This is a genomic window from Halomonas rhizosphaerae, assembly GCF_030012485.1.
In the GTDB taxonomy this organism is placed as follows: domain Bacteria; phylum Pseudomonadota; class Gammaproteobacteria; order Pseudomonadales; family Halomonadaceae; genus Halomonas; species Halomonas rhizosphaerae.
The window spans coordinates 86,527-103,946 of record NZ_JASCQQ010000005.1 but is presented as its reverse complement, the minus strand read 5'-3'; the positions used below and the strand labels follow the sequence as shown (position 1 = coordinate 103,946).

Below are 17,420 nucleotides of genomic sequence, written 5' to 3'. Positions count from 1 at the left end.
GAAAAGGGCGCAAGCCTAGCACATTGAAACCCGCCGCGGCCGCCCGCATCTAAGACCCATTCTCCCGTCCCGACCCGAGGTGTGCATGTCCCGCAATCCGCTGCTCGAACCCCATGAACTGCCCCCCTTCGATGCCATCCGGCCCGAGCACGTGGTGCCGGCCATCGAGGAGCTGCTGGCGGAAAACCGCACGGCCATCGAGGCGCTCCTCGCGGGCGCCGACGCCACCGCCCCGAGCTGGGACAGCCTGGCCGCCCCGCTGGAGGCCCTCAACGACCGACTGGCGCGGGCCTGGTCGCCGGTCTCGCACCTCAACGGCACCATGAACAACCCCGAGCTGCGCGAGGCCTACCAGGCCTGCCTGGGCAAGCTCTCCGACTACAGCACCTGGATCGGCCAGCACGAGGGGCTCTTCCGGGCCTGGCAGGCGCTGCGCGACGGCCCCGCCTGGCAGACCCTCGAAGAGGGCCAGCGTCGCACCGTGGAGAATGCGCTGCGCGACTTCCGCCTGGCCGGCGTGGACCTGCCCGCCGAGAAGAAGCGGCGCTACGGCGAGATCAAGTCGCGGCTCTCCGAGCTCTCCAACACCTTCTCCAACCAGTTGCTGGACGCCACCCAGGCCTGGCACCTGGACCTCGCCGACGAGGCCCGCCTCGCTGGCCTGCCCGAGAGCGCCCTGGCCAGCCTGCGGGCCAATGCCGAGTCCAAGGGCCTGGCCGGCTACCGCATCACCCTGGACTTTCCCAGCTTCTTCCCGGTGATGACCTACGCCGAGGACCGCGAGCTGCGTCGCGAGGTCTACACCGCCTTCGTCACCCGCGCCTCCGACCAGGGCCCCAACGCCGGCGAGTACGACAACGCCCCGGTGATGGAGGAGATCCTCGCGCTGCGCCACGAGTTGGCCGAGCTGCTGGGCTTCAGCGACTACGCCGACTACTCGCTCTCCACCAAGATGGCCGAGTCACCCGACCAGGTGGTCACCTTCCTCGAGGACCTGGCCGCACGCGCGGTACCCCAGGCCCGCGAGGAGTACGCGGAGCTCGCGGCATATGCCCGCGACGAGCTGGGCATGGAGGCGCTCGCGCCCTGGGACGTGGGCTTCGCCAGCGAGAAGCTGCGCGAGGCGCGCCATGCCATCTCCGACGAGCAGCTGCGCCCCTACTTCCCCGCCCCGCGGGTGGTCGACGGCCTGTTCCGGGTGGTCGAGCGCCTCTACGGCGTCACCTTCGCCGAGGACGAGACGGCGCCGCGCTACCACCCCGACGTGCGCTACTTTCGCATTCTGGAGCAGGGCGCGCCCATCGCCGGCTTCTACCTCGACCTCTATGCCCGCGAGGGCAAGCGCGGCGGCGCCTGGATGGACGAGTGCCGGGTCCGCCGCCTCGAGGGCGACGCGGTGCAGCTGCCGGTGGCCTACCTGACCTGCAACTTCACCCGCCCGGTGGGCGACACCCCGGCCCTGCTGACCCACGACGAGGTCACCACCCTCTTCCACGAGTTCGGCCACGGCCTGCACCACATGCTGACTCGCCAGACCGTCGCCGACATCTCCGGCATCAACGGCGTGGCCTGGGACGCGGTGGAGCTGCCCAGCCAGTTCATGGAGAACTTCTGCTGGGAACGCGAGGGGCTCGACCTGATCGCCGGCCACGTGGAGACCGGCGCCCCGCTGCCCGAGACGCTCTTCGAGCGGCTGCTGTCGGCCAAGAACTTCCAGTCCGCCATGGGCATGGTGCGCCAGCTGGAGTTCTCGCTGTTCGACTTCCGCCTGCACCGCGAGCTCGCCGCCCCGAGCGCCACCGATATCCAGGCCCTGCTCGACGCGGTGCGCGACGTCGTCGCCGTGGTGCCGCGGGCCGACTTCAACCGCTTCCAGAACGGCTTCGGCCACATCTTCGCCGGCGGCTATGCGGCGGGCTACTACAGCTACAAGTGGGCCGAGGTGCTCTCCGCGGATGCCTGGAGCGCCTTCGAGGAAGCCGGTATCTTCGACCCCGAGACCGGTCGGCGCTTCCGCACCGAGATCCTCGAGCGCGGTGGCTCCCGCGACGCCGCCGAGCTGTTCCGCGCCTTCCGCGGCCGCGAACCCAGCGTCGAGCCGCTGCTGCGCCACAGCGGCATCCGTGCCGCCTGAGAAGGTTTTGCCGCCGAGCCCACTCGGCGGCCCATCGTGGAGATGACATGACCGTAACCAAACGCTTTATCGCCGGAGCCATCTGCCCGCGCTGCGCCGAGATGGACCGCATCCGCAGCTGGGAGCAGAACGGCATCCGCTACCGCGACTGCGTCAGCTGTGACTTCTTCGAGCAGTTGCCCATCGAGGACGAGGCAGAGCCGGAGCTCGAGACCCGGGTCAATCGCGAGCGCGAGGAGCAGGCGCGCAGCGACCTGCAGACCGTGAAGATCCTCGACCCGAAAGGGCACTGACACGCGTGGGCCAGGGAACGGCCGCCACCCCGCTGCCGCAGCGCCGCCTGCTCGAGCTGCTCGGGCTCGCGGCCGCGGCGGCGCTGCTGGTCGCGCGACTCGACCTGGCCACCCTGGCCGCCGGACTGGGGCTCTTCCTGTGGGGCATGACCCACCTGGAGGAGGCCATCAAGCGCCTCTCCGGCGGCACCCTGGACCGCTGGCTGCACGCCGCCACCCGCCGGACCTCGCGGGCCATCGCCGTGGGTGCCCTGGCGACCGCGCTGGTCCAGTCCAGTTCGCTGGTCACCCTGCTGGCCATGTCCTTCGTCGGCGCCGGCCTGGTCGCCCTGCCCGCCGCCATCGCCCTGCTCTTCGGCGCCAACCTCGGCACCACCACCGGCGCCTGGCTGATCGCCGGCTTCGGGCTCAAGGCCGACCTGGCCCACTACGCGATGCCACTGCTGGCGCTGGGGCTGCTGGGCTCGCGGCTGCTGCAGGGCAGCCGCGCCGGCATCGCCGGCCTGCTGCTCGGCATGGGCCTGCTGCTGCTGGGCATCGACTTCATGAAGCTGGGCTTCGAGACCTGGCAGGATGGCCTCACCCTGGACGGCCTGGCCGGCGAGCGCCTCTGGCACTGGCCGCTGCTGGTGCTCTTCGGGGTCATGGCCACCGTGGTGATGCAGTCGAGTCACGCCACCCTGCTGATCACCCTCACGGCGCTGGCCTCCGGCCAGCTGCCCTACCTGCCGGCCCTGGCCATCGCCATCGGGGCCAACATCGGTACCACGGTGACCGCGGTGATCGGTGCCTTCGGCGCCAGCACGGCCGGCCGGCGCCTGGCCGGGGCCCACGTGATCTTCAACCTGGTCACGGCGGCCGTGGCCCTGGCGCTGCTGCTGCCGCTGGCCGGGCTGGTGGACCGGCTCGCCGCGCTGCTGGGCCTGGCGACCACCGCCTGGCCGCTCAAGCTGGCGCTCTTCCATACCCTCTTCAACGTCCTCGGCATCCTGCTGATGCTGCCCTGGATCCCCCGGCTGGCCGGCGGCCTGGAGCGGCTCTTCCCCGAGCCGGCAAGGCTTCCCCCGGCCCAGGCGCGCTACCTGGATGCCAACGCCCTGCAGCACGCCGACACGGCCCTCGCCGCCATCGAGCAGGAGTGCCGACGGCTCGACCGCCGCACCTACCACCTGCTCGCCTCGGCCATCCTGGTGCCCAGCGCCGAGGCGATCGGCCACCCGCCCGACCGGGCCGTGATCGAGGCGCCCATCATCCCCGAGGAGTGGCCGCTGGTGAACGTGCGCTACCACGAGCAGATCAAGCCGCTGATGGCGGAGATCCTCGACTTCTACTCGCGCATCGACACGCCCCTCACCGCGGCCCAGGAGGCCCGCCTGGAGGCCCTCTATGCTCGCACCCTACGCCTGGTCGAGGCGGTGCGCTTCGGCGAGGTGCTGCAGCGCAGCCTGCTGCGCCACGCCGCGCCGACGAGTCCGCTGCGCGAGGCCCACGATGACCTGCGCATGGCCCTCGCCGAGGGCCTCAACCGCCTGGCCAACGCCCCGGGTGCCCGCGACATCGAGGCGCCCCTGGAGGAGGTTCGCCGCCGCTGGCAGCACGAGCTGGCCGAGCGGCTGCGCCAGCATCGTCTGGATCCCTGGCTCGCCTCCTCGCTGATGAACGACCTCCACCAGGCCAGCCGCCTGACGGCCGCCCTGAGTGCGCCACTCGTCGCCGACGCCTGACGGCCCGCCCCCGACGCGACAGCCTGTGCGGAAATCCGCACACCGCAAGGCCCGCCCCGTGCGGGATCCCGGCCCCGCCCTGCCAAGGCTGCCTCGACCAAGGTCGAATGAAATCTTCACAAACATTTGAAATTACTGATATTTTAACGAAAAGGCATGGCCATTGCTTACTGATGGGCGTTGATGCCACCCCGGCCTGGCTCACGGCAGGCCCCGCAACCGGTGACCATACTGGGATGGCATGCAGCCCCGGGGCACGACGGCCCGGGCAGATGACAAGAGCACAACCGCATACAGGAGACACGCCATGCGCAACGCAACCTCACGGATCCTCGCCGGCACCCTCGCCGGCTCCCTGCTGGTCGCCGCCTCGGCCTCGGCCCAGTCCGACCGCAGCGACTGGCCCGAGAGCTTCACCGTGGGCACCGCCAGCCAGGGCGGCACCTACTTCGTCTACGGCTCCGGCTGGGCCAACCTGATCGCCGACGAGTTGGACATCTCCGGCGGGGGCGAGGTCACCGGCGGGCCGACCCAGAACATGGCGCTGGTCCATGGCGGCGACGTCGCCATGGGCCTGACCACCATGGGACCGGCCGCCGAGGCGCTGGCCGGCGAGAGCCCGCTGGCCCCCGGCGTGCCCATGGACAATGTCTGTGCCCTGTTCCCGATGTACGAGACGCCCTTCTCGATCACGGCGCTGGAGGACAGCGGCATCGAGTCGATCTCCGACATCCCGGAGGGCGCCCGCATCGGCTTCGGCCCTTCGGCCTCCACCTCAGACACCTACTTCCCAGCCATGCTCGAGACCCTGGGCGTGGAGTTCGACCGCCGCAACGGTGGCTGGTCCGACCTGGGCGGCCAGTTGCAGGATGGCCTGATCGACGTCATCGCCTTCGCCGCCGGCATCCCGATTCCCGCCGTCAGCCAGCTAGAGGTGCAGACCGACGTCAACATCATCGAGTTCACCGAGGAGGAGCAGGCCAAGGTGCTGGAGGAGTTCCCGGTCTCCGAGTTCATGATCCCGGCCAGCACCTACGAGACCCTCGAGGAGGATGCCCGCGCCGTCTCCATGTGGAACTTCACCATCGCCGGCTGTGACCTGCCGGAGGACTTCGTCTACGAGGTCACCAAGCTGAGCATGGAGAACAACGACCGCATGCGTGACGTCCACCGCAGCGCCGCGACCAGCATCCCGGAGAACATCAAGTACAACACCGTGCTGCCGTTCCACCCGGGCGCCGTGCGCTGGTACGAGGAGAACGGCCACGAGATTCCGGACGACCTGAAGCTGTAAGCCGTTGACCTGATCGGCTGCCCCGCATCGCGCTGCATGAGCCCGATGCGGGGCAGCTCCTGTGCTCCTCCGCCATCCCCCCAAGGGTGTTCCCCATGTCCCATACCCCCGATTCTCGCCCCGACGACGAAGCGGCCGATACCGTCGTCGTCGAGGGTGTCGATGAAGAAGCCGTGGAGTCGAACCGTCGGCTCTATACCGGCTGGCAGTGGCTGCTCTTCGCTACCCTGGCCATCACCTACTCCGGCTTCCATCTGGTCTCGCTGAACGTCTATCCGATGGAGACCTGGTCGTTTCGCATCGTGCACATCGCCGGCGCACTGATTCTCGGCTACGGCCTCTATGCCGGCACCCGCTTCGCCGACGAGGACCAGCGCCGCTCTGCCGCCTGGCTCTCCTGGGTGAGCTACGCCATGCTCATCCCCGCCCTCTACGCCCTGGTGCGGGTGGTGATGATGTACCAGGCGATGAGCGCTGGCGCCATGCGCATCGCCCCGGAGATCGAGGCCTGGCACTTCGGCTATCCACTGATCCTCGCCACCACGGCCGGCATCCTGCTCGCCTGGAGCTATCGCCAGTTCCGCGACCGCCTCTCGCCGGCCGACCTGGTGCTGATGGTCTGCGCCCTGGCCGTGGCCGGCTACCTGCTGGTGATGTTCAACAGCCCGCTGCGCGCCTCCACCGGCACCTCCTTCGCGCCCATGGGCATCTCCTACGCGGCCATCGCCGGCTCGCTGCTGATCCTCGAGCTGACCCGCCGCGTCGCCGGCCTGGCGCTGGTGGTGATCTCCGCCATCTTCCTGCTCTACGTCTTCGCCGGCCCCTACCTGCCGGGCTTCCTCGGCTACCCCGGGCTCTCGGTGGGACGCTTCTTCAGCCAGGTCTACACCGACGCCGGCATCCTCGGGCCGACCACTGCGGTCTCCTCGACCTACATCATCCTGTTCATCATCTTCGCCGCCTTCCTGCAGGCCTCGAAGGTGGGCGACTACTTCGTCAACTTCGCCTTCGCCGCGGCCGGTCGGGCGCGTGGCGGCCCCGCCAAGGTGTCGATCTTCGCCTCCGGCCTGATGGGCATGATCAACGGCACCAGCGCCGGCAACGTGGTCTCCACCGGCTCGCTGACCATCCCGCTGATGAAGAAGGTGGGTTACCCGGCCCGCAGTGCCGGGGCCATCGAGGCCGCCGCCTCCACCGGCGGGCAGATCATGCCGCCGATCATGGGCGCGGGCGCCTTCATCATGGCCGAGATCACCGGCATTCCCTACACCGAGATCGCCGTGGCGGCGCTTATCCCCGCCATCCTCTACTTTCTCTCGATCTACTGCATGGTGGACTTCGAGGCGGCCCGCAAGGGCATGCGCGGCATGCGCAAGGACGAGATCCCGCTGTTCTCGAAGCTGATCAAGCAGGTCTACCTGTTCGCGCCGATCATCATCCTCATCGCCGCGCTGTTCATGGGCTACTCGGTGATCCGCGCCGGCACCCTGGCCACCGCCTCGGCGGCCGTGGTGAGCTGGTTCTCGCCCCACAAGATGGGCATCCCCGCCATCCTCAAGGCCCTGCAGCTGGCCGGCACCATGGCCATCCAGATCATCGCCGTGTGCGCCTGCGCCGGCCTGATCGTGGGGGTGATCTCGCTGACCGGGGTCGGCGCACGCTTCTCCTCGCTGCTGCTCGGCCTGGCCGGCGTCAGCCAGCTGCTGGCGCTGTTCTTCGCCATGTGCATCTCGATCCTGCTGGGCATGGGCATGCCGACCACCGCCGCCTACGCGGTGGCCGCCTCGGTGGTTGCGCCGGGTCTGATCAACATCGGCATCCAGCCGCTGGTGGCGCACTTCTTCGTGTTCTACTTCGCGGTGGTCTCGGCGATCACCCCTCCGGTGGCGCTGGCCTCCTATGCGGCGGCGGGCATCTCCGGCGACAACGCCATGGGCACCTCGGTGGCCTCGTTCAAGATCGGCCTGGCGGCCTTCATCGTGCCCTTCATGTTCTTCTACAGCCCGGCCATGCTGATGGAGGGCAGCTGGATGCAGATCCTGCGCGTGGGCGTGACCGCCACCCTGGGCATCGTGCTGCTGGCGGCCACCGTCCAGGCCTGGTTCTTCGGGCCGGTCAAGGCCTGGCAGCGCCTGGTGATGCTGCTCGGGGCGCTGTGCATGATCTACGGCGGCATCTATTCCGACATCGCGGGCCTCGCCATCGGCACGCTGATGTTCATGATGCAGCGCGGCCGCCACGGCGGCGGGGGCAAGGCCGTCAGTGCCGGCTGAGCGTGACCCTCCCCTGAAACGCAACGGGCCCCGCCAATGGCGGGGCCCGTTGCGTTGCGGCGGGGGGAGTGTCAGCCGGTGATATTGTCGAGGATGCGCAGGCAGGGGGTCGCCTGGTTCAAGGTATAGAAGTGCAAGCCCGGGGCCCCGCCGTCGAGCAGCCGCTGGCAGAGCCGCGACACCACCTCCTCGCCGAAGGCGCCGATGGCCTCGCTGTCGTCACCATAGCTCTCGAGCTGCTTGCGGATCCAGCGCGGGATCTCGGCCCCGCAGGCGTCCGAGAAGCGCGCCAGCTTGGTGTAGTTGGTGATCGGCATGATGCCTGGCACGATGGGGGCCTCGACGCCCAGCGCTCGCGCGCGGTCGACGAAGTGGAAATAGGCCTCGGCGCTGAAGAAGTATTGGGTGATGGCGAGGTCGGCCCCGGCCTTCATCTTGCGGGCGAAGTTGGCCAGGTCCTGCTCGAGGTTCGCGGCCTGGGGATGGGACTCCGGGTAGGCGGCCACGGCGACCTCGAAATGGTCGCCGGTCTCCTCGCGGATGAACTCGACCAGCTCGTTGGCGTAACGCAGCTGGCCGTAGCCGCCCCCGCCCATGCCGGAGGGCATGTCACCGCGCAGGGCCACCAGGCTGTCGATGCCCTCCTCCCGGTAGCGCGAGAGCAGCTCGCGCAACGCGCCCTTGTCGCTGCCGATGCAGGAGAGGTGCGGCGCGGTGGTGAAGCCGGACTCGCGCACCATCCGCACGGTGTTCAGGGTGCGGTCCTGGGTGGAGCCACCGGCACCGTAGGTGACCGAGAAGAAGCGCGGCCCGCGGCTGGCCAGGGCATCGCGAACGCCGACCAGCTTCTCCCGACCGGCGTCGGTGTTGGGCGGGAAGAACTCGAAGCTGACCCCCAGCGGGTGTTCCTGCGTGCTCATCGGCTTACCTCATGAAAATGATGCATATTGCGGCTATTCTGACGGCTGGTCTGGCTGCAGACCAATGAAAGATACGCGACGCTGCATCAATCCTGTTCATGCAGAGGCGGTCACACGGCCGCCATGACCCAGGGAAGGACATGACCCCGATCGACCCCGGCACCCTGTTGGGTCCCCTGTGGACCCTGCTCGCCTATGTCGGCCTCGGCTGGCTCGCCGCCCGCCGGCTGGCGGTGGACCCGCGCCCCGTCGCCACCCTGCTGATCTACCTGGTCGCCCCGCTGACCTTCTTCCGTGGCCTGATCCAGGGCGGGCCCACGCCCGGCTACCTGCTGCTGACCGCGGCGCTGTTCGCGGTGGCCAGCCTGATCTCGGTGGTCGTCCACCGGCTGGCAAGGCACGGCTTCGCCCCCCAGGAGACCGCCCTGCTGGCCTTCTCCTCCGGCACCGGCAACACCGGCTACTTCGGCCTGCCGGTGGCCCTGGTGCTGCTGCCGCCCCAGGGGGTGACGCTCTACCTCTTCTGCGTGCTGGGCGTGACCCTCTACGAGTTCACGGTGGGCTTCTACTTGAGCGCCCGGGGACAGTTCTCGGTACGCCAGAGCCTGGTCAAGATCGTCCGGCTGCCGCTGGTCTACGCCTTCCTCGCCGCCCTGCTGGTGAGCGGCCTGGGCATCGGGGTGCCGGACGCGGTGATGCAGGGGCTGGCCGCCTTCCCGGCGACCTATACCCTGCTCGGCATGATGATCATCGGCATGACCCTGGGACGGGTCAGCGTGCGGGAGTTCGACCTGCGCTTCATCGGCGCCTGTGTGGCGATCCGCTACGGCCTCTGGCCGCTGCTGTCGCTGGCCACGGTGCTGGGCCTGCAGGCGCTCTTCCCGCTGTCGGGGGAGCTGGCCCTGGCGCTGCTGCTGATCGGCGTGGTGCCCATGGCCGCCAACGTGGTGGTGGTGGCCATGGAGCTCGGCATCGCCCCCGAGAAGGGCGCCCTGGCGGTGCTGATCACCACCCTGGCCGCGCCCCTGCTGATCCCCCTCTACTTGGGGCTGATGATGCCACTGGCCGGCATCCGGTAACGACGACCACACCCCTCGGCGGGCTTGCAGCCGGCCCTCATCGGGCTAGCCTTAGAGAAGAGTCGTCTCACGAGGAGCCGCCCATGCCAAGACGTCACTTCCTGCTGGCCTTGCTGGTCGGCGCCCTGCTGGTTCTGTCACCGGCCCTGGCCCACCACGGCTGGACCGGCGGCGAGACCATCGAACTCACTGGCACCATCACCGCGGTGCGCCTGGGCAATCCCCATGGCGAGGTGACCCTCGACGTGAAGGGTGAAGCCTGGACGGTCGAGGTCGGCCAGCCCTGGCGCAACACCCGCGCCGGCCTGGCGGAGGGCGACCTCGCCGAGGGCGTCGAGCTGCGCGTCTCCGGCGAGCACGCTGGCGAACGCCTGTTGAAGGCGGAGCAACTGTGGATCGGCGAGGAGCACCACGTGCTCTACCCCGATCGCATCTGAGCGCCGGGGGTGGAAGCCCTGCTGACCTGGCTGGCCGGAACCCCGCTGGCCGAATGGATGCGCCTGTCGCGCTGGGGCTATGCGGCCGTCAATGCCCTGCACGTGCTGGGCGTGGCCCTGCTGGTCGGCGCCATTGCCGCCCTGGATCTGCGCCTGTTGGGCTGGCGGCGCCGCCTGCCCCTGGCCCCTCTCCGCCGGCTACTGCAGCCCGTGGCCATGGCCGGACTCAGCCTGGCGCTTGGCGCTGGGCTGATGCTCTTCCTTGCCGATCCGACCGGCTACGCGGCCATGCCGCTGTTCTGGCTGAAGCTGTCGTTGATCGCCCTGGCCATTACCAACGCCCTGGCACTCAACCTAGGCCCAGGGGTCGAGCACGCCTCGCCTCGACGCCTGCGCCTCGCCGGCGGACTCTCACTACCGTTGTGGTTGGGGGCCTTGGCCTGCGGACGCTTTCTCGCCTTCGTCTAGGACTCAGTAGCGATAGGCGTCCGGCTTGTAGGGCCCGTCGACGGCGACGCCGGTATAGTCGGCCTGCTCCTCGGTCATGCGGGTGACCACTCCGCCGAAGCCCTGCACCATGTAGCGGGCGACCTCCTCGTCGAGGTGCCGCGGCAGCACCGTCACGCCGAGGGCATCCCGCCGGTCGCCCTCGGGCAGCTCGGCGAAGCGGCCATCGAAGAGGTGGATCTGTGCCAGCACCTGGTTGGCGAAGGAACCATCCATCACCCGGGAGGGATGACCGGTGGCATTGCCCAGGTTCACCAGGCGGCCCTCGGAGAGCAGGATCAGGTAGTCGCGACTGTCGGGGTCGAATGTTCCCGGCTTGCTGTCACGGTAGATCTGGTGCACCTGGGGCTTCACCTCCTCCCAGTGCCAGTGGCGACGCATGTAGGCGGTGTCGATCTCGCTGTCGAAGTGGCCGATGTTGCAGACCACCGCGCCGGGCTTGAGCCCCTGAAGCATGGCGGCGTCGCAGGCGTGGATGTTGCCGGTGGCGGTCACCACCAGGTCGATCCGCGAGAGCAGGTCCCGGTCGATGCTCTCCAGGCCGCGGTTGAGGCCCTCGCGGTAGGGCGAGACCACCTCGAAGCCATCCATGCAGGCCTGCATGGCGCAGATCGGGTCGATCTCCACGATGCGCACGATCATGCCCTCCTGGCGCAGCGAGGCGGCCGAGCCCTTGCCCACGTCACCATAGCCCACCACCAGCGCCTGCTTGCCCGCCAGCAGATGGTCGGTGGCGCGCTTGATGGCGTCGTTGAGCGAATGGCGGCAGCCGTACTTGTTGTCGTTCTTCGACTTGGTGACGGCATCGTTGACGTTGATCGCCGGCACCCTCAGCAGGCCGTCGCGCAGCATCTCCTGCAGGCGATGCACGCCGGTGGTGGTCTCCTCGGAGATGCCGTGGATGGCATCCAGCAGCTCGGGACGCTTCTCGTGGAGCAGTGCCGTCAGGTCGCCGCCGTCATCCAGCACCAGGTTGGGGGTCCAGCCGTCTGGGCCCTCCACCGTCTGCTCGATGCACCACCAGAACTCCTCCTCGCTCTCGCCCTTCCAGGCGAACACCGGGATGCCGGCGGCGGCGATGGCGGCCGCGGCGTGATCCTGGGTGGAGAAGATGTTGCACGACGACCAGCGCACGCTGGCCCCCAGATCGATCAGCGTCTCGATCAGCACCGCGGTCTGGATGGTCATGTGGATGCAGCCGGCGATACGCGCGCCGGCCAGCGGCTGCTCGCCGCGGTACTTGTCGCGGATCGTCATCAGCGCCGGCATCTCGGTCTCGGCGATGCGGATCTCGCGACGCCCCCAGTCGGCGAGGGAGAGATCGGCGACCTTGCAGTCGGTTGCCACGGGAGCGGAAACGGCGGGGTGGTTCATCGAGCGACACCTCTTCAAGACGAAACGCGTGATCCTCACTATAGGCAGTGAGCACAACCCCAGACAACCAACGCAGGCGGATGCCTGGCAGAGATCACGGCTCGAAGCCGTCGATGCCGGCCTCGCCGAGTCGTCGCGCCAGTGCCTGCACCTCGGGATGGGCGAAGAAGTCGACCTGCGCCTCGGCGCGCTCGGCTCCCACGCCGGGCAACGCCGTCCAATCGCGACGGCCATGGCCGGTCAGGGTCGCCCAGTCTGCCGGCAGGGCGGCCTCGACGCCGGGCGGCGCCCCCAGCGCCTGCAGCCAGCGGGGAAACGCTGCCGCCCGCGTGGCCGCGAAGGCGGCCACCAGGGCCCTGGCTCGGGCCTCGCCGATGCCGTGGGCGCGACGCAACGCCCGTTCGTCCAGGGCCAGCCAGTCCAGCAGGCCCGTGACCAGTCCGGCCTCGACCAGGGCGTACCAGGTGCCCGGGCCCACGCCGGGCAGGTCGAGCCCCTGCGGGCCACCCAGCCAGGCGAGGCGCTCGAGGAACTGTGCCTCGCAGCCCGGCCGCGACCGGAAGCAGCTCAGGGCGTGATAGTCCTCCCCCGCCGGCGGGGCGAGCGCCGGGCGCTCGACGGCTCGCCAGGCCACGCTCTCCAGCCGGGGAATCGTCAGGCCGGCCAGGGCGATCACCACCTGGTCGCCGGGGCGGATGTCGAGCGCTCGCCAGCGCGCCAGCGACCCCAGGCCGACCCGGCGGATCGTCCGGCCCTCCAGCGCGACGGGATGCAGGTGCAGCAGCGGGGTGATGCGTCCGGTACGCCCGATGCGGAACTCGACGCCGCGCACCTCCGCCAATACCTCCCGGGGCGGGTGCTTCCAGGCCGCGGCCCAGCCCGGCGGCTCGGCCCACCACTCCTTCCCGGGCGGTCGACGCCCCTGACGCAACACCACGCCATCGGTGGCGAAGGGCAGCGGGCCGCGATACCAGCGCTCCCGCCAGCGGGCCACCTCTTCCAGGGTCTCTACCGGCCGGGTCAGGGCGACGGCCTCGCCGAAGCCCAGCCGTTCAAGCCCCTCGAGCCGCTCGTCCATCGCCGCCGGACCATCCGGCCAGTCCCAGACGAAGAGGCCGATGCGCCCTGCCGCCTCGGCCTCCAGGGCATCGCGGGCCAGCAGCCCGGCCACCGCGCTGCGCGCCCCGGCCGTACCTGCCTCGGCCTGGACGTGCCCCCCCAGGCGCAGATGGAGCTCGCCCTGCAGGACCGCATCAATCTCCTCCGGGAGCCGCGCGGGAATCGCCGGGATGCGGCGTGCCGCCGGCGTCCAGTCCTGCCCATGACGGCCATCCCCTCGGCTGATCGCCCTCGCCAGGCGGCCCTGCGCGTAGGCGAGGGTCACCGCCACGCCGTCCACCTTGGGCTGCACCCAGGCGTCGTCGCGGCGCGCCAGCCAGTGGCGCACCGCGGCCTCGTCGGCGAGCTTGGCGAGCCCGGTCTGCGCAACGGGATGGCGAACCGGTCCGGACGGCCGCGCGACGTCGGGCGCGCCACCCTCGAGCGCCCCGGGAAAGCAGCGCTGCCAGGCCGCGAGCCGCTCTCGCGCCTGGTCATAGACGCCATCGGAGACCGGCGACTCGCCCCGGCGGTAATAGGCGTCGTCCCACCCGGCCAGCCGCTCGCCCAGGGCAGCGAGCTCGCGTTCGGCCCGTTCCCCGGACCAGGCGGGACAGGCCATGGCCGAGGACGGGAAAAGCACGATGGAGAGGGCCAGCAGCCAGCCGGCCAGATGCCGGGACATCAGGCAGCTCCCACGCAAGGTCTGTCCTGACCATAGCAACGGGCCCCACATGGCGCTGCCAGCGGGGCCCGTCATCGTCTGTAGGCGATCTCCTACAGCCCGGCGGCCTGGCGCAGGGCGTGGGCGCGGTCGGTCTTCTCCCAGGGGAAGGCCGTGAAGGTCTCGGTATGCGCCTGGCCCTGGGTGTCGGTCCAGCGGTAGCTCGTCTCGAAGGGCTCGCGACCGAAGTGGCCGTAGGCCGCGGTGAGCTGGTACATGGGGTGCAGCAGGTCGAGCATGCGGGTGATGGCGTTGGGCCGCAGGTCGAAGTGCTCGCGCACCAGCGCGATGATGCGCGCGTCGTCCACCCGGCCGGTCCCGAAGGTGTTGACGGAGACCGAGGTGGGCTCGGCCACGCCGATGGCGTAGGAGACCTGGATCTCGCACTTGTCGGCCAGCCCCGCGGCGACCAGGTTCTTGGCCACGTAGCGGCCGGCATAGGCGGCGCTGCGGTCGACCTTGGAGGGATCCTTGCCGGAGAAGGCGCCGCCACCGTGCCGTGCGGTGCCGCCGTAGGTGTCGACGATGATCTTGCGCCCGGTCAGGCCGCAGTCGCCCACGGGGCCGCCGATCACGAACTTGCCGGTGGGATTGATATGGTACTTGGTGGTCGCGGTCAGCCACTCGGCGGGGATCACCTGCTCGATGATCTCGCGGCGCACCATCTTGCGCAGCTCGTCCTGGTCGATCTCCGGGTCGTGCTGGGTGGAGAGCACCACGGCATCCACGGCGCAGGGCTTGCCCGCCGCGTCGTAGCGGAAGGTCAGCTGGCTCTTGGCGTCGGGGCGCAGCCAGGGCAGCAGGCCGTGCTTGCGCAGCTCGGCCTGACGCTCCACCAGGCGGTGCGCGTAGTGGATCGGCGCCGGCATGTAGGAATCGGTCTCGTTGGTGGCGTAGCCAAACATCAGGCCCTGGTCGCCGGCACCCTGGTCCTCGGGTTTGTTGCGGTCGACCCCCTGGGCGATGTCCACGCTCTGCTTGCCGATCAGGTTGAGCACGCCACAGGTCTCGCCGTCGAAGCCGACGTCCGAGGAGGTATAGCCGATGCCGGTGATCACCTCGCGCACCAGCGCCTCGAGGTCGACCCAGGCCGAGGTGGTGATCTCGCCGGCGACGATGGCCACGCCGGTCTTGACCAGCGTCTCGCAGGCCACCCGGGCGTTCTTGTCGCGGGCGATGATGGCGTCGAGCACCGCATCGGAGATCTGGTCGGCGATCTTGTCCGGATGCCCCTCGGACACGGACTCGGAGGTGAACAGAGAGTATTCGCTCATGGCGTCCTCGGCCCTCTTCTTATCGGCAATAGGCAGTCGCGAAGTCTACACGCTGCGGCTCCCCCGGGCATCCACGATTTGATGCAGGGCGGCAAGTCGGCGACAATAGGCGCCCGAATTCGACCGCGCCGCCCCGTCCCGCGGCGTCACCCAGCCAGAAGTCACGTCCGGCCGCATCCCCCCTGGCCCGTTCGTGTCGTTGCCTATATTCTGCCGCAGGCGAGGAGCACACCATGCCGTCCCGTTTCGAACTGGCCAACGCCATACGCGCCCTGTCCATGGATGCCGTCCAGAAGGCCAACTCCGGCCATCCCGGCGCGCCCATGGGCATGGCCGACATCGCCGAGGTGCTGTGGAACGACTACCTCGTCCACAACCCGGCCGATCCGCACTGGCCTGACCGCGACCGCTTCGTGCTCTCCAACGGCCACGGCTCCATGCTGCTCTACTCCCTGCTGCACCTGACCGGCTACGAGCTCGGTCTCGAGGAGTTGCAGAACTTCCGCCAGCTGCACGCCAAGACCGCCGGCCACCCGGAATACGGCTACGCGCCGGGCATCGAGACCACCACCGGCCCGCTGGGCCAGGGCCTGGCCAATGCGGTGGGCATGGCGCTGGCCGAGCGCACCCTGGCGGCCCAGTTCAACCGCCCCGGCCACACCATCGTCGACCACCACACCTACTGCTTCGTCGGCGACGGCTGCCTGATGGAGGGCATCTCCCACGAGGTCGCCTCGCTGGCCGGTACCCAGCGGCTCGGCAAGCTGATCACCTTCTATGACGACAACGGCATCTCCATCGACGGCGAGGTCGAGGGCTGGTTCACCGACGACACCGCCAAGCGCTTCGAGGCCTACGGCTGGCACGTGGTGCCCAGCGTCGACGGCCACAAGCCCGAGGAGATCAAGGCCGCCATCGAGCTGGCCCGCAGCCACGACGACAAGCCCAGCCTGATCATCTGCAAGACCATCATCGGCTTCGGTGCGCCCAACAAGCAGGGCAAGGAGGAGTGCCACGGCGCCGCGCTCGGCGAGGACGAGGTCGCCGCCGCACGTCGCCAGCTCGACTGGCCCCATGCCCCCTTCCACGTGCCCGAGGAGATCTACCGCGGCTGGGACGCCACCGAGGCCGGCCAGGCCCGCCAGGACGCCTGGAAGGAACGCTTCGCGCGCTACGCCGAGGCCTTCCCGGAGCTGGCCCGGGAGTTCCAGCGCCGGATCAAGGGTGACCTGCCGACCAGCATCACCAGCGAGGCGATGATCGAGGCCGCCCAGGCCAGGGGCGACAGCGTAGCCAGCCGCAAGGCCTCCCTGGCCTGCCTCGACGAGCTGGGCCCCCAGATGCCCGAGCTGCTCGGCGGCAGTGCCGACCTGGCCCCCTCCAACCTGACCTTCTGGAAGGGCGCCCAGGCGATCAGCCCCGCCGAGCCGGGGGGCAACTACCTGCACTACGGCGTGCGCGAGTTCGGCATGGGCGCCATCATGAACGGCATAGTGCTGCACGGCGGCTTCGTGCCCTATGGCGCCACCTTCCTGATCTTCATGGAGTACATGCGCAACGCCGTGCGCATGGCGGCGCTGATGGGCAAGCAGGCCATCTACGTCTTCACCCACGACTCCATCGGCCTGGGCGAGGACGGCCCCACCCACCAGCCCATCGAGCAGCTGACCACCCTGCGCTCCACCCCCAACCTGGCCACCTGGCGCCCCTGCGACAGCGTGGAGACCGCCGCCGCCTGGGACGCCGCCATCAAGCGTCGCTCCGGCCCGACCGCCCTGGTCTTCTCCCGCCAGGGGCTGCCGCACCAGGCGCGCAGCAGGCAACAGTTGGCCGACATCCAGCGCGGTGGCTACGTCCTCAGGGACAGCGAGGGCAGCCCGGAGCTGATCCTGATCGCCACCGGCTCCGAGGTCGGCCTGGCCATGGACGCCGCGGCGCGGCTCGAGGAACAGGGGCGCGCGGTGCGCGTGGTCTCCATGCCCTCCACCGACCTCTTCGACCGCCAGGACGCCGAGTACCGCGAGCGGGTGCTGCCCCCCGCCGTCACCGCGCGCCTGGCCGTCGAGGCCGGCCATCGCGACTTCTGGTACAAGTACGTGGGCCTGAACGGCGCCATCGTCGGCATGACCACCTTCGGCGAGTCCGCCCCGGCAGGCGACCTGTTCAAGCACTTCGGCTTCACCGTGGACAACGTGGTCGCCGAGGCCTCCGCCCTGCTGGGCTGAGCCCGTGAGGCACGACCTCGTCCCGAACGCAGGCGGGCCCGGCAGATGCCGGGCCCGCCTGCGT

13 protein-coding genes are annotated in these 17,420 nt (G+C 69.7%); 9 read left to right on the top strand and 4 right to left on the bottom strand.

Going from position 1 to position 17,420, the window contains the following annotated elements:
• The first annotated feature begins 85 nt into the window (after positions 1-85).
• The 5 genes from prlC to QLQ86_RS01925 all read left to right on the top strand — a co-directional run bounded on the left by prlC (position 86) and on the right by QLQ86_RS01925 (position 7,718).
• Positions 86-2,134 (top strand): oligopeptidase A, encoded by a 2,049-nt coding sequence (prlC, locus tag QLQ86_RS01945; protein ID WP_282815752.1) that lies wholly within the window; start codon positions 86-88, stop codon positions 2,132-2,134.
• Between the two features lie 47 nt (positions 2,135-2,181).
• Positions 2,182-2,427, top strand: coding sequence for a YheV family putative zinc ribbon protein (locus QLQ86_RS01940; RefSeq protein ID WP_282735000.1), 246 nt, complete (start codon positions 2,182-2,184; stop codon positions 2,425-2,427).
• Between the two features lie 5 nt (positions 2,428-2,432).
• A complete protein-coding gene (locus QLQ86_RS01935; protein WP_282735001.1) occupies positions 2,433-4,151 on the top strand; it encodes a Na/Pi cotransporter family protein in 1,719 nt (572 codons plus the stop codon).
• A gap of 307 nt (positions 4,152-4,458) precedes the next feature.
• Complete coding sequence (locus QLQ86_RS01930; protein WP_282815751.1) at positions 4,459-5,445, top strand: TAXI family TRAP transporter solute-binding subunit; 987 nt, start codon at positions 4,459-4,461, stop codon at positions 5,443-5,445.
• Positions 5,446-5,540: 95 nt separating this feature from the next.
• Positions 5,541-7,718 (top strand): TRAP transporter permease, encoded by a 2,178-nt coding sequence (locus QLQ86_RS01925; RefSeq protein WP_282735003.1) that lies wholly within the window; start codon positions 5,541-5,543, stop codon positions 7,716-7,718.
• A 71-nt stretch (positions 7,719-7,789) separates the two neighbouring features.
• Here the strand turns inward: QLQ86_RS01925 and metF are convergent, their stop codons facing one another.
• On the bottom strand, positions 7,790-8,638 hold the full coding sequence (metF, locus tag QLQ86_RS01920) for a methylenetetrahydrofolate reductase [NAD(P)H] (protein WP_282815750.1): 849 nt from the start codon (positions 8,636-8,638) through the stop codon (positions 7,790-7,792).
• 140 nt (positions 8,639-8,778) lie between these two features.
• Between metF and QLQ86_RS01915 the strand changes: the two genes are divergently transcribed.
• From QLQ86_RS01915 to QLQ86_RS01905, 3 genes are all read left to right on the top strand, one after another.
• A complete protein-coding gene (locus QLQ86_RS01915; protein WP_282815749.1) occupies positions 8,779-9,717 on the top strand; it encodes an AEC family transporter in 939 nt (312 codons plus the stop codon).
• A gap of 83 nt (positions 9,718-9,800) precedes the next feature.
• Positions 9,801-10,154 (top strand): DUF6152 family protein, encoded by a 354-nt coding sequence (locus QLQ86_RS01910; protein ID WP_282735006.1) that lies wholly within the window; start codon positions 9,801-9,803, stop codon positions 10,152-10,154.
• A gap of 9 nt (positions 10,155-10,163) precedes the next feature.
• Entirely contained in the window at positions 10,164-10,622 is a 459-nt protein-coding gene (locus QLQ86_RS01905) for a hypothetical protein (protein WP_282815748.1), read from the top strand.
• Between the two features lie 3 nt (positions 10,623-10,625).
• On the opposite strand, the gene ahcY is transcribed toward QLQ86_RS01905, so the two are convergent.
• The 3 genes from ahcY to metK form a co-directional block, all read right to left on the bottom strand.
• Positions 10,626-12,035 carry an adenosylhomocysteinase gene (gene ahcY, locus QLQ86_RS01900; protein WP_282815747.1) on the bottom strand — a complete coding sequence of 470 codons (1,410 nt, stop codon included), beginning with the start codon at positions 12,033-12,035 and terminating at the stop codon, positions 10,626-10,628.
• Positions 12,036-12,129: 94 nt separating this feature from the next.
• Positions 12,130-13,818, bottom strand: coding sequence for an NAD-dependent DNA ligase LigB (gene ligB / locus QLQ86_RS01895; protein WP_282815746.1), 1,689 nt, complete (start codon positions 13,816-13,818; stop codon positions 12,130-12,132).
• Between the two features lie 92 nt (positions 13,819-13,910).
• The gene (metK, locus tag QLQ86_RS01890; protein WP_282735010.1) at positions 13,911-15,131 is read right to left on the bottom strand and encodes a methionine adenosyltransferase; all 1,221 of its coding nucleotides are present in this window, start codon (positions 15,129-15,131) and stop codon (positions 13,911-13,913) included.
• A 233-nt stretch (positions 15,132-15,364) separates the two neighbouring features.
• Between metK and tkt the strand changes: the two genes are divergently transcribed.
• Entirely contained in the window at positions 15,365-17,356 is a 1,992-nt protein-coding gene (gene tkt / locus QLQ86_RS01885; RefSeq protein ID WP_282735011.1) for a transketolase, read from the top strand.
• Positions 17,357-17,420: the final 64 nt, after the last annotated feature.

Bases quoted from the DNA above. Each gene is read 5' to 3' on its own strand.
- prlC (WP_282815752.1), top strand. From the start codon at position 86: ATGTCCCGCAATCCGCTGCTCGAACCCCATGAACTGCCCCCCTTCGAT.
- QLQ86_RS01940 (WP_282735000.1), top strand. From the start codon at position 2,182: ATGACCGTAACCAAACGCTTTATCGCCGGAGCCATCTGCCCGCGCTGC.
- QLQ86_RS01930 (WP_282815751.1), top strand. From the start codon at position 4,459: ATGCGCAACGCAACCTCACGGATCCTCGCCGGCACCCTCGCCGGCTCC.
- QLQ86_RS01925 (WP_282735003.1), top strand. From the start codon at position 5,541: ATGTCCCATACCCCCGATTCTCGCCCCGACGACGAAGCGGCCGATACC.
- metF (WP_282815750.1), bottom strand. From the start codon at position 8,638: ATGAGCACGCAGGAACACCCGCTGGGGGTCAGCTTCGAGTTCTTCCCG.
- QLQ86_RS01915 (WP_282815749.1), top strand. From the start codon at position 8,779: ATGACCCCGATCGACCCCGGCACCCTGTTGGGTCCCCTGTGGACCCTG.
- QLQ86_RS01910 (WP_282735006.1), top strand. From the start codon at position 9,801: ATGCCAAGACGTCACTTCCTGCTGGCCTTGCTGGTCGGCGCCCTGCTG.
- ahcY (WP_282815747.1), bottom strand. From the start codon at position 12,035: ATGAACCACCCCGCCGTTTCCGCTCCCGTGGCAACCGACTGCAAGGTC.
- ligB (WP_282815746.1), bottom strand. From the start codon at position 13,818: ATGTCCCGGCATCTGGCCGGCTGGCTGCTGGCCCTCTCCATCGTGCTT.
- metK (WP_282735010.1), bottom strand. From the start codon at position 15,131: ATGAGCGAATACTCTCTGTTCACCTCCGAGTCCGTGTCCGAGGGGCAT.
- tkt (WP_282735011.1), top strand. From the start codon at position 15,365: ATGCCGTCCCGTTTCGAACTGGCCAACGCCATACGCGCCCTGTCCATG.